We start from the raw sequence: 12,775 nt of genomic DNA on the forward strand, positions 1-12,775 counted from the left end.
ACAGGAAAATCTTCTTCCTGTCGTAACCCAGGATTAAACATAAACGAGAAAACCCATTCCTAATATTGATTAAAGATAATTTTGGCTCGAATTTGGATTATCCCTTATTTAACGGTAGGGGAATAGTTGACTTTACAGATTCGCGCTCGTGCAATAGATTAAACCAATTAGCAATTTTGGGATACTCTACAAGCCAATCTTCATTTAAGCGAAAGCTATAATAACCGAAGGAACATAATGCAGCTATATCTGCTGCGTTCCACGTATCATTTCCTGATAAGTATTTAGTTTGAGTTAATTGTTGCTCAAAAACTGTTGCCAGACGATGAATTGAATTTTCTAATCTAGTTCGATAAGGATTTGGCACTTGATTATTTTTAAAATTTAGTATCCACAAATTGATAATATTATCGCCTAAATTATCTGCTAATTCTTCCCATTTTCTACACTTTAGCTTTTCTCCAGGATTGCTAGGGTAAAAACTAGGTTCTGGATAAGTTTCATCTATATATTCTGCAATTAATGTAGAATCCCAAATTACGGTACCATCTTGCTCGACAAATACGGGCACTTTTCCAATGGGAGATATGCTTAAAAATTCAGCAGATTTATCCATTAAATTAACTTCTTTTAGTTCGTAATCTAGGTTTTTTTCTGCTAGCAGAATGCGAATTTTGCGAGAAAAGTTTGATTGCTGGTGATAGTACAATATTCTATTCATGAGATTTTTGGTTAGAGAAAATGGAATAAATTTTTGAAAGCTAATATTGCTAATATAATTTAACTGCGGGTAAGCCTTTTGTTGGAATACTATTAAGAAAGCGTTCTCGAATCGAGTTTAATCTATAGAAACAAATTAAGCTCAAGATACTGAGTAAAACTGGGATAAAAATTATTTTTAATGGTAAATTGATAATTATTAACACCAGAGCTAAAATTACTAAAGCTGCTGTTAAACTTTGACATAAATCTTTGACTTTATCTATAAAAACTAAAGATTGCCGACAGCTAGGACAATGCTTCGTATGTCTATGCCATATGTCGTATAATTTTTCGTCACTCAATTCTTGAAAAGGTGTTTCCTTTACTTGCTGCCATTCAGGTTTACCGCCAGCAAATTCATCTAACCATTTGCGAAAAGTCACAATCCCTGTATCTGCAAGTGAAGGCATAAAATAAGATTTTTGCCATATTTTATCTCCCATAGATTCGTTGACAGCTTGGGAATGCATCATTGATAAATCTTGGTTAGCTAGCTTATAGCTGGCAGAGTGTTTTAAGCCTGTTTGTAAATATTTTGGTAATAATTCCATCCAAAAGTTACCCTTCTGTGGAGGAATTGCATCAGAAATAAACTTCCCAATATGTCTACAATAACCTGGTTTAATGGGAACAAAATACAGATGAAATAAAGCTGACTTACCGTTCGGATATTCGTAAATTGTTGTATTAGAACAGGGTGGATGAAAATTTCGCGTAGCATCCATATCTTTATTAAAGATATTATAACCAGAATGCTTTAAAGTAAAACCATCTTCGGCAGATATCCCTCCAACAGCTTCAAATTCTTTCATTGCTATAGCTCTTGCTGGAGAAAATCCAGCAATACCTTCATGCAAAAATTGGGCGTGGGAAGGGTCAAAAGTACTCTCAACTGAGACAGTATAGCCAACCGGAACTTCTGACATGAACCAATCATTTGATGAAGTATCAAGCTTGTATTCGGGTATAGTTGCTGGCTGCTTTAAAGTACAATCTTCAAAAGCTGTAGAGCTATTATCTGCCCACACCCAAAGCAATCCTTGTAACTCTTGAGTGGGATAAGTAGTTACTTTTGATTTTTCGCTATTACAAGCAGTTTCTAAAGCTTTTTCATCGCTCAACATGGGAATATTTGTACATTTTCCCATGCCATCAAAACACCAACCATGATGACGACACATCAGGTTTCCATCTTCATTAATACTTCCTAAAGATAACTGCGCTAATTTATGAGGGCAAGCATCATCCATGACTATCCATTGTTGATGTTTATCTCTCCAAATAACTAGCTTTTTCCCAAGTAAAGTAATTGGTGTCGGTTTTAAAAGTTCCAAATAGCTTACGGGGGTTATTGGATACCATTGTTTCGTCCAAGAAAAGTTATTCATCATCCAACTCACTCATTTATTTAACTTCTTAAGGTTCTCATGTTGACAGATATGATGTGAGCTTAAACTTCAATCACATCTATAAGTATAGGTAATATCATGTCCGGTTAAACAGTTATCATATCTGTGAGGGCTAATACCAATTCTGTATGAGGCTGCGCTTAATCGCCCATGTCCTTACGGACACGCTCCGCTAACAGCCTGGAAGGCTGGGGCTACTGAAACTAAGCCCGCCTACGCGGGCTAAATTAGGCGCATCTTTATAAAGAAATGGTATAAGTAATGAGTAATGAGTAATGAGTAATGAGTAATGAGTAGTAGATAATAACCGCCATCTTTTAACTAGGGTTATATCGTAAGTAATTAGCCGGACTTGATATAATTGGTAATTGTCAAAAAACTTCTGACACTTCTCTACAGTTGGCACTATACTGGGCGATTTATTGTATATGTTAGATATTTAATATTAAGGATACAAGTAATTTAAACTGCACTTAAATATTTATTTATACTTCTCGTAACAGGTTTGGTTGCTTACAGTAAGTAAGTGGATCAAATTAAATATAAAACCTCACCCTGCCTCCGGCTTCCCTCTCCTTACTAAGGAGAGGGATTGAGAAGCCACTGCGTTGGGCGGGTTCCCCGACTTATAGCAAGTGGCGTGGTGAGGTTTTATCTTATATTTAATTATGCCTACCTACTTAAATTCAATTATCAAAGAGAACTTTTGACTTTTAAATTGCAATTGTTCATTGATAATTATTAATAATTCTCTCTAAATTCTCCATCATCACTGGCTTACTTAAATAATTATCCATTCCCGCATTTAAACATTTTTCCCTATCGTCATACATGGCATTGGCGGTTAAGCCGATAATTAAGGTATGACGCTGTTCTCCTTCACGTTGACGCAATTGACGAGTGGCTTCGTAACCGTCCATGACTGGCATTTGGCAGTCCATAAAAACTATATCAAAATCGCTTTCGGCTAATTTATCGAGTGCTTGTTCTCCGTTGCTAACGGCTTCTGCTTGATATCCCAATTCTTCTAACATGAAAACTACTATTTCGCGACTATCAACATAATCTTCTACTATTAATATTTTGAGGTTTTTAGCTGATGAAGAATCGATGATTGTGGCGGTTGATTGTAAGTCAGATTCAACCTCGGTTTCCGATCTATCTAAGCTAACTGTAAACCAAAATGTTGCACCTTCTCCAGGATTACTTTGGACGGCGATTTCTCCACCCATTAAGTCTATAATCCGCCTGCAAATAGTTAATCCCAATCCCGTACCGCCATATTTACGGGTTGTGGAACCATCGGCTTGGGTAAATGGTTTAAACAGATTTTCTTTAACTTCTGGGTCAATACCGATACCAGTATCGCTAACTCTAAAATGCAGTTTTACTGAATTTTGAAAAGTATCTTGAGTTTCGCTACTGATATGAACTGAGACTTCTCCATTATCGGTAAACTTGATGGCGTTGCCGATTAAATTACTCAATACCTGTTGCAAGCGAAAATCATCGCCAATTAAGTTTTTTGGCATATCAGGTGCAATATTTATTGTGAATTGAATGCCTTTTTCTTCTGCTTGAATGGCAAACAAGTGAAGTAAGTTATCGCCTAATTTATCTATATTAAAGTTGTTTCGGTTTAACCGTAGTTCCCTAGCTTCAATTTTGGATAGATCGAGAACATCGTTGATTATTTCTAATAATCTTTCACCATTACTTCTGAGTTTTATTAACAAGCCACTTTGTCTGGAACTTAATTCGGTGTACTGTAATAATTGACTGACTCCTAATACTGCATTCATCGGCGTGCGGATTTCGTGGCTGACATTTGCTAGAAATTCACTTTTAGCTTGATTGGCTGAATCTGCCGCTTGAGCTACAGCGATCGCATCTTCTAAGGCTTGATTTTGACGCAATAATTCTTGTTGAGTACGCTTTCTATCGGTAATTTCTGTAATTACGGTTCCGACTCCGCGAGTACCATCAAGCAATTTTACAGGATAATAACTAGCAGTCCAACATCTTTCTATATCGGGTTTCTGTATTGTTTTACCCGTAATTTCGACATCGCAAATTGCCCTACCCGTTTCACTGACATTTTTTAAACTTGGTTCTATTGCTTGCGCTAAGTCAGATGATATTTCCGCCACTGTCTTACCAATATGCTCGGAAATAGATATACCGTTGATATCGGCTAAAGTTTTGTTAACTCGTAAATATCTTAAATCTTGGTCGTGTAAACTCAAACCTACGGGACTTGTAACGTATAAATTCTCTAATAAAACATTAGCTTGATGTAGCTGCTGCTGTACTTTTTTGAGTTCGTTGATATTGACAAATGTCAGCACTATTCCGTCGTTTCTACCATCTTCCCGAAGATACAAATTGACTCGCATCAACAGTTTTTCGGAACTCTGAGAAATACTGACTTCATGTTCGGTTGCTTCTCCGGTATCTACAACTTGTTGGAGAATTTCAATTAAATTAGGACAATCTAAATTATGGGTAAAATGCGCTAAAGGACGTTCAACATCGTTTGCTCTAATATTTATAGCGCGGGTTGCTGCGGGTGTAAATTTACGAATATTTAGCTGACAATCTAGAAATACTACACCAATATCGGTTGAGCGCAGTAAATTATCAATATCGTTATTAAGTTGAGTTAATTCTTGAATTTTTGATTGGTATTCGGCATTTATTGTATATAATTCTTCGTTAACTGACTGTAGTTCTTCGTTGGTACTTTGCAATTCTTCATTAGAAGCTAGAAGTTCTTCGTTAGTGGCTTGCTGTTCTTCGTTGGTGGTTTCAAGTTCTTCGATGGTAACTTGAAGATTTTCCCGAGTTTGCTGCAATTCGTATTCAAGTTCGTTGATTTGCTGTGCTGCTTCGGTATCAATTTCAAAACGCAGTGATGGAGTTTTTGTTATAGATAATTGGGTTTCAATTTCTAATACAATAATAAACAATTCCTCAATAGAAATATTTGTGCTATCTAAACCTACTTTTAAGCTAACGTTTTCTTCTAATTCATCTCGTTTGAGTTTGATTCCGGTATATAAAACTTCTTTTTTATCGCGTTTAGCGCGGTGTAATGCTGTAGATAAAGGTAATCTTAAAGCGGGATGAACAATTTCGGTGATATCTAACATCGCTTCACCTAGCGGATAATCTAGTAACCGGGCTGAGTTATGAAATACCCTTACCATTTGATTTTCGCCATTAACCAGCACGCAGGTTAGTTGTCTTTCACCCAAACATTGCTTAAATACTTCCCCCAATACCCGATCGAATTGATTTTGTCTGGTTTTTGTTCTAGCGTTGGCAGGGATTGGTGTAATTATAGGTTGTCGCGATAAAGGTGCTAAAGATAAGGGAATATCTCTTTTTTTGCGAAAAATTTTCCATTTGGAATCGAGTGGAACAAATTCTTCATTTAAATCTCCTAAAGTTTCGGAACTACCTGCAAATAAGATACCTTGAGGAGCAATAGCAAAATGTAGCAGTCGCAATACTTGCTGCTGTAGATGCGGCTGCATGTAAATTAATACGTTGCGACAGCTAACCAGATGCATTTTAGAAAAACCAGCATTCTTGGTTAAATCGTGCGGTGCGATAATTAGCATTTCTCGCAAAAAATGCTTTACTTGATAGCGATCGCCGTTACGGACAAAATATTTTTCTAAAAGGTAAGGAGAAATATCATGAATGATGCTTTCAGGATAGCTACCTCTGGCTGCATTTTCTAGGGCATTAGTATCTACGTCGGTAGCAAATACTTTTACATGTAATGTTTTACCGCTTTTTTCTACGGCTTCGTTTACCAGCATCGCCATTGTGTAGGCTTCTTCCCCGGTGGCACAAGCCGATACCCAAATTCTTAGATGTTGCTGCGGCTCTATTTGGGCAGTAATTTGCGGTAAAACATGCTGTTGTAAATATTCCCATGCAGGACGATCTCTAAAAAAGCAGGTAGCACCGATTAGCAAATCTTGACGTAATAATTTTTGCTCTTCTTCTGAAGTTTCTAATAAAGCAGTATAGTTTTCCAGATTAATGCTGCTAGTTAAGGCGCAACGTCGATGTATTCTTCTGGCAAGAGTACTAATTTTATAATGCGAAAAATCAATTTCTTCGTTTTCGGCAAGGATATTTAATATTTGCTGTAATATATCGGTATCAATTAAAGTAATATCTTGCGGTGAGATAGAAGGATTTTTTTGTGAAAAGCTAATTAATTCAAAAACAGTACGGGCTAAATCCTGGGGAGAAAGAATTTCATCGACTAAACCGCTAGGAATTGCGCTACTGGGCATAGAGTTAAATTGAGCAGTTTCTGGAGACTGCACCAAGCCAATTCCCCCCCATTGGCTAATTGCTTTTAAACCCTCGGTACCATCATTTCCCGTTCCCGACAACACAATTCCCACAACTTTTTCACCCCAGTCTTGGGCTGCGGATTTAAAAAATTTATTCACGGGATAACCAAAAGAACGATTTCTTTTTTGTAAACGTAATTGTCCGTCTTTGATAATTACGAGTTTACCTGGTGGTAAAACGTAAGCATGACTTGGTTCAATTTTGACTCCATCTACAATCTCATGTACCGGCAGTTGAGTTTTCCTTTGAATTATTTCTGCCATCATGCTTTTATAGTCAGGAGACAAATGCTGAATGATTACAAAAGCAGCAGAAGGATGATCTGGTAAATTGCTAAAAAATGCTTCTAAAGCCTGTACTCCTCCAGCAGAAGCTCCAATACCGATGATAAAAAAATCTCTAGACTCAGAGGATGGATTAGTCATCAAATTTTTACAATATTTGTTTAACGCCTTACGCTTTACTCAACCGGCAAAGATTTTTTATCGGATTAAAACTCTTGCAAAGAGAATGCTATTCAATATATTCAATAGGTTCATTAATTAAATAGCAATTTTTGTAAAGCGCAATCAAATTGTGTTTTTGATATTTTTTAATCGGCTAAATTCATTGGAGACAATTTAATAAATTCTTCAGCAGAAATTTAGGCGCTAATTTTTCTTTTAATTTAAGCCAAGATTCCCTGTTGGATTAAATTAAACTGATATTGATAAATTTACTATATCCATCGAATAAATTCAATTTTATCGAATAAAGAAAATTTAAATCTTAGCCGCGAGCTAAAAAAAAATGTGCGGAATCCCACACAAGAGTGAATAATTTGTAATTGCTAAATATTAAATCTTGCCTGCTAGCCACTAACAGGGAAGCTACAAGATGTTGTAATTGAAGCCAATGTCTGGTCAAATAACAGCAGCATTGATGATTTATATTAACTACATTAATCGGCATGGTAGCCAACCCAACTTAAACTAATAATTGGAAACGGGTAAAAGAAGTTCGGAGTTAGCAATGCCCAATGCCCTTTCTGTCTAATGCCTTAATATCTTATGTCTAAGCCAATCGAAATCCGCAACCCCCGCACCGGAAAATATGATTACGTGATTGTACCTCCACCAGAGAAGCTTTTGGTACAGCAATGCAATCGGCTGCGGAGATCGCAGCAAAGTTGGTTTGATTTGGGTTTAGCTGGGAGAATTGATGCTTTATTAGAATTGAAAGATACTATATATTCAACGCGGGATAAATTAACGGAAGCTTTAGTAATTGATACGGGTAGATTATCGAGTTCCAAATTTGAAGTAGAAAGCTTTCTTAGCAGCATTGAAAAATGGTGTCGCTTAGGTTCAAAATTGCTACAAGACACAGAAAAGGGAACATCCCAACCGTTTATTAATTTACAGCAAACGGCAGTACCTTATTCTTTAGTTGGGATTATCAGCCCTTGGAATTTTCCTTTATTACTATCAACTATTAACTTAATTCCTGCACTGTTAGCAGGTTGCGCGGTAATTGTTAAACCTAGCGAACTTACGCCAAGATTTATGGCTCCTCTGATGAATGCAATTAATAATATCCCCAAGTTGCGGGATATATTAACTTTTATTGAAGGCAATGGTAAAACAGGAGCAACTTTGATCGATAATGTCGATTTAGTATGCTTTACAGGTAACATCGAGACGGGACAACAAGTTGCGATCGCGGCAGCGAGTCGTTTTATTCCAGCTTATTTAGAATTAGGAGGAAAAGATCCAGCAATTGTTTTAGAATCAGCAGATATCGAGTTAGCAACTTCTGCTTTATTATGGGGTTCTACAAATAATAGCGGACAATCATGTCATGCCATCGAGAGAATTTATGTAGCTAAAGCAATTTTTGAAGATTTTTATCACAAGCTTGTAGGCAAGGCGCATAAATTAAACCTTGCTTATCCTACATTAGAAAGTGGAGAAATTGGCCCGATTATTTCTGAAAAACAAGCTGCAATTATTAACGAACATCTAGAAGATGCTGTAGATAAGGGTGCCACAATTCATTGTGGTGGTGAAGTAGAAGAAATTAATGGCGGTTGGTGGTGTCACCCTACAGTCATGACCGAAGTTAATCATGATATGAAGGTAATGAATGAAGAAACATTTGGTCCAATTATGCCAATTATGCCTTTTTCTACAGTAGAAGAAGCTATTGAATTAGCAAACGATACTTACTATGGATTAAGTGCCGCAGTTTTTTCTGAATCCCTAGACGAAGCATTAGAAATAGCCCGTCAGATTGATGCAGGTGCGATTTGTATTAACGATGCAGGTTTAACAAACATGATACCAGAAGCAGAGGTAAATACTTTTAAATTTTCCGGTTTAGGAGCTTCTCGCATGGGTGCATCAGGATTAACAAGATTTATGCGGAAAAAAGCATTTTTGATTAAGACTGACGATAATTACAATTCCTGGTGGTTTAATCAGTAAACAGTAAACAGTTACCAGTTACCTCTTACCTGTTATATAAAGTTCTGCTTCACTACTTACTATATCTTGAAAGATTTGATAGTTGTTTATTGCCAATTATCTATTACCAACTCTCGCAGATATGATAACTATTTCATCGAACATGATATTACCAGTTACTAGGAAGCAGCTAATAACTAATAACTAATAACTAATAACTAATAACTAATAACTAATAACTAATAACTAGTAGCTAATCATGTCCAAAATACAAGAAAAAATGCCTGTACTTTTTCGTCATCAAGGAGAATGGGAGGGTATTTGCACGGTATTTGACATCAAAGGAAAAATTATTGATGAGCATGAATCCTATTTAAGCTGTGAGTTTCCGGAAGCGGGTGATTATTCTTATAGCCAAATTAATCGTTATACTTGGGCAGATGGGAAACAGAAAGAACATCATTTTACTGGCATATATGAAGATAAAAAGCTGATATTCAATACTGAGAGTATTGTAGGTAAAGCTTGGGAGGTTGATGATTCAACTATTCTTTTGTGGCTTTCTTACAAAAGACTATCTAATACTTACTTGTATGAAATGATTAATATTAGTCCGTGCAGCCAATACCGTTTTCGCACGTGGAAATGGTATAAAGACAACCAGGTATTTAAAATAACTTCGGCTCAAGAGAAAAGAACAAGCAACGGAAAACTTATAATTGAGAATCGAGTAGTAGATTCTTCTCAAGCCAGCTACCGAAATTGTCCATTCACAATTTAGTTAATAGATTGTTTTAGAGGATGCGCGGGAAAGCTATTAATCAAACTCGAAATTTTTTAGTTCTCCTAAATCTCTCCTAAATAAGCACACTTCACCACCTTAAAAAAGGGAGGAGGGGAGATAATCCAATGATTTTGCTAAAAACTATACTTTTTAAACATTCTCTAAGAGTATGTTTGGAAAGTCTCAGACAATACCATAAATCTTCAGATACCCCTCAATTCACCGCTAAATTGGGGGACTTCAACCCCCCCTTTTTAAGGGGGGAAGGGGGGATAATCTAGCTATTGGGATAAAAACTATACTTTTTAAACATTCTCTTAGCCAAGCTGGGCTATATTTTTAATTTAAAATACTTTTAGCTTAAAATACTATGGCTTATCCATGAGTTATTTTCAATTACTGAATAACTGTTAATTATTAACTAAAGACTAAAATGGCAAAATCTGAAAAAATAAATTACTCAAATCCTAGCGGTTTTCCGGAATTTTTACCTGGTGAAAAGCGTTTAGAATCTTATTTGATGGATACTATCCGTAAAGTATACGAAAGCTACGGCTTTACGCCGATTGAAACTCCTGCTGTAGAACGTTTAGAGGTTTTGCAAGCGAAGGGAAACCAAGGTGATAATATTATCTACGGTATTAGTCCAATTTTACCGCCGAATAAACAAGCTGAAAAAGAAGAATCTGGTAAAAGTAAATCCGATGATAATAATTCAGAAGCAAGAGCTTTAAAATTTGACCAAACCGTTCCTTTAGCTGCTTATATTGCTCGTAATTTAAACAATCTGACTTTTCCTTTTGCTCGCTATCAAATGGATGTAGTATTCCGTGGCGAAAGAGCAAAGGATGGACGTTTCAGACAGTTTCGTCAATGCGATATTGATGTTATTGCACGCAGAGAATTAAGTTTGCTCTATGATGCCCAAATGCCTGCAATTATCTCGGAGATATTTGAAGCTGTTAATATTGGCGATTTTCTGATTAGGATTAATAACCGCAAAATTTTAACTGGTTTCTTTCAATCGGTTGGTGTCGTGGAAGAAAAAATCAAAACCTGTGTGGGGATAATTGATAACTTAGAGAAAATTGGCGAAGCTAAAGTCAAAAAGGAGTTAGAAAAAGAAAGTATTTCGGCGGAACAAACTGATAAAATTATTGAATTTGTCAATATAAAGGGTTCGGTAGATGAGGTTTTGAGTAAACTCAAACATCTAACAGATAAGATGCCAGAAGCAGAACAATTTAAGCTAGGTGTAAATGAATTAGAAACCGTGATTGCAGGAGTTCGCGATTTAGGAGTTGCTGATAATCGCTACTGTATTGATTTATCAATTGCTCGCGGTTTAGATTATTATACCGGTACGGTTTACGAAACTACTTTATTAGGACATGAAGCGTTAGGAAGTATATGTTCTGGTGGTAGATATGAAGAGTTAGTAGGAACTTTTTTAGGCGAAAAAATGCCTGGTGTTGGTATTTCTATTGGCTTAACTCGCTTAATGAGTAGATTATTAAAAGCAGATATATTAAAGAGTTTATCGGCGACACCGGCACAGGTGATGGTGGTTAATTTACAAACCGACTTAATGCCACTTTATTTAAAGATTTCTCAACAATTGCGTCAAGCAGGAATTAACGTAATTACCAGCTTTGATAAACGCGGCTTGGGTAAGCAGTTTCAATCGGCAGACAAACAAGGAATTCAATTTTGTGTAATTATCGGTGCTGATGAAGCTGCTGCACAGAAGTCTAGTTTGAAAGATTTGAAATCGGGAGAACAAATAGAAGTTTCGCTAGATAAATTAGCAGAAGAAATAAAGCAAAGATTGGGATAGTTAACTATAATTTATCTTTCCTAGAGGCTCTGCCTCGTCAATTATGCTCAACGCAGTTAATGTACGAGGTAAAAGCCTAATTCATCAGTAAATTAACTAACTTCTCTGTAATCGGAAAACCAGTCTGACGTTCAAAATGTACGAACATTGGACTGGGATTAGCTTCTAAAAAGACATACTCGCCATTTGGTTTAACGCGCCAATCAATAGCCGTCCACTTTAGCATAAATGCCTTGGCGATCGCTAAAGATTGTTTTTGAATCGATTCTGGCAATTCTATCGGAATTAACTCAGCATCCAAGTCTTCTCGAAAGTCTACAGATGAACTACGAATTTCGGCAGAATAAACCGAATCTGCAATTACGTAACTACGAATATTTGTGCCGGGAATATATTCTTGTATCGTCACAGGAGAAAGGCTCAAAGTTATATTTAGTCGCTGCGGCTCCAAATGAGCCTCTGTAATAAATTGGGTATGGGCACCACCGTAAACAGGTTTAAAAATGGCTTTTTTATAAGTTTGACAAAACTCTATAACTTGCTTGGGATTATTACTAATCAAAGTTGCAGGAATTGCAGTTCCTATTTGTTTTGCCTTACTTAGTTGTAAAGGTTTTTCTTTATGAAACTGGAATGCTTCCCAGGAATTAACCCATTTTGCTGGGCAAGCTTGCATAAACGTTCTCAATGTACTCATGGAATCGTTATATGCTAATTTCTTTTGATAGGAATCTTTAAACTCGGGAATATAAACACCAGAAAAATTACGCCAATATACGCTATGAATATCTTGGATGTTTAATTCTTCTCCTGTCGGTAAAGTTAAATATCCTAACTGCTTCTGTGGCTGCCAAGATATCCCTAGCTGCTTAGGAAATAAGCTCGTATCTAAATAATTGACTGTCGCACCTGCTTGGGTAAGAGTATTGTAAATATGAGCTGCATGAGCATCCTTAGCATTACCCAAAATTAAAATATTCATTTAATTAATAAACATTTAAAAATAAAAAATATTAGATTTATTTTGCAAATAAACACCTCCGAAAAAGAATATACAAGCCTTCAGATGAAATTGATATATCATTTCCGGAGAAGTTAAATGAAGCCGAGTTCAGAATAAGTCAATGCCTTGGGTAAATTCTTAGCAATTTCATCTTAG

7 protein-coding genes are annotated in these 12,775 nt (G+C 36.2%); 3 read left to right on the forward strand and 4 right to left on the reverse strand.

Annotated features, from left to right (window positions below):
* Positions 1-97 precede the first annotated feature (97 nt).
* The 3 genes from RIV7116_RS27625 to RIV7116_RS27635 all read right to left on the reverse strand — a co-directional run bounded on the left by RIV7116_RS27625 (position 98) and on the right by RIV7116_RS27635 (position 6,976).
* Positions 98-721, reverse strand: a complete 624-nt coding sequence (locus tag RIV7116_RS27625; RefSeq protein ID WP_015121626.1) for a glutathione S-transferase family protein — start codon at positions 719-721, stop codon at positions 98-100.
* A 49-nt stretch (positions 722-770) separates the two neighbouring features.
* Complete coding sequence (locus tag RIV7116_RS27630) at positions 771-2,153, reverse strand: Rieske 2Fe-2S domain-containing protein (RefSeq protein ID WP_044291229.1); 1,383 nt, start codon at positions 2,151-2,153, stop codon at positions 771-773.
* Positions 2,154-2,899: 746 nt separating this feature from the next.
* The gene (locus RIV7116_RS27635) at positions 2,900-6,976 is read right to left on the reverse strand and encodes a chemotaxis protein CheB (RefSeq protein WP_015121628.1); all 4,077 of its coding nucleotides are present in this window, start codon (positions 6,974-6,976) and stop codon (positions 2,900-2,902) included.
* Between the two features lie 624 nt (positions 6,977-7,600).
* Here RIV7116_RS27635 and RIV7116_RS27640 point away from each other — a divergent pair.
* From RIV7116_RS27640 to hisS, 3 genes are all read left to right on the forward strand, one after another.
* Positions 7,601-9,016 carry an aldehyde dehydrogenase family protein gene (locus RIV7116_RS27640; protein WP_015121629.1) on the forward strand — a complete coding sequence of 472 codons (1,416 nt, stop codon included), beginning with the start codon at positions 7,601-7,603 and terminating at the stop codon, positions 9,014-9,016.
* A gap of 238 nt (positions 9,017-9,254) precedes the next feature.
* Positions 9,255-9,776 (forward strand): DUF3598 family protein, encoded by a 522-nt coding sequence (locus RIV7116_RS27645; RefSeq protein WP_015121630.1) that lies wholly within the window; start codon positions 9,255-9,257, stop codon positions 9,774-9,776.
* A gap of 436 nt (positions 9,777-10,212) precedes the next feature.
* A complete protein-coding gene (gene hisS / locus RIV7116_RS27650) occupies positions 10,213-11,616 on the forward strand; it encodes a histidine--tRNA ligase (protein WP_015121631.1) in 1,404 nt (467 codons plus the stop codon).
* A 76-nt stretch (positions 11,617-11,692) separates the two neighbouring features.
* Here the strand turns inward: hisS and RIV7116_RS27655 are convergent, their stop codons facing one another.
* On the reverse strand, positions 11,693-12,598 hold the full coding sequence (locus RIV7116_RS27655) for a RimK family alpha-L-glutamate ligase (protein ID WP_015121632.1): 906 nt from the start codon (positions 12,596-12,598) through the stop codon (positions 11,693-11,695).
* Positions 12,599-12,775 lie beyond the last annotated feature (177 nt).

Origin of the sequence: Rivularia sp. PCC 7116 (genome assembly GCF_000316665.1) — a bacterium.
Lineage (GTDB): Bacteria > Cyanobacteriota > Cyanobacteriia > Cyanobacteriales > Nostocaceae > Rivularia.

Coding starts and splice junctions, on each gene's coding strand:
- RIV7116_RS27645 (WP_015121630.1), top strand. CDS start 9,255: ATGTCCAAAATACAAGAAAAAATGCCTGTACTTTTTCGTCATCAAGGA.
- RIV7116_RS27635 (WP_015121628.1), bottom strand. CDS start 6,976: ATGACTAATCCATCCTCTGAGTCTAGAGATTTTTTTATCATCGGTATT.
- RIV7116_RS27640 (WP_015121629.1), top strand. CDS start 7,601: ATGTCTAAGCCAATCGAAATCCGCAACCCCCGCACCGGAAAATATGAT.
- RIV7116_RS27630 (WP_044291229.1), bottom strand. CDS start 2,153: ATGATGAATAACTTTTCTTGGACGAAACAATGGTATCCAATAACCCCC.
- RIV7116_RS27625 (WP_015121626.1), bottom strand. CDS start 721: ATGAATAGAATATTGTACTATCACCAGCAATCAAACTTTTCTCGCAAA.
- RIV7116_RS27655 (WP_015121632.1), bottom strand. CDS start 12,598: ATGAATATTTTAATTTTGGGTAATGCTAAGGATGCTCATGCAGCTCAT.
- hisS (WP_015121631.1), top strand. CDS start 10,213: ATGGCAAAATCTGAAAAAATAAATTACTCAAATCCTAGCGGTTTTCCG.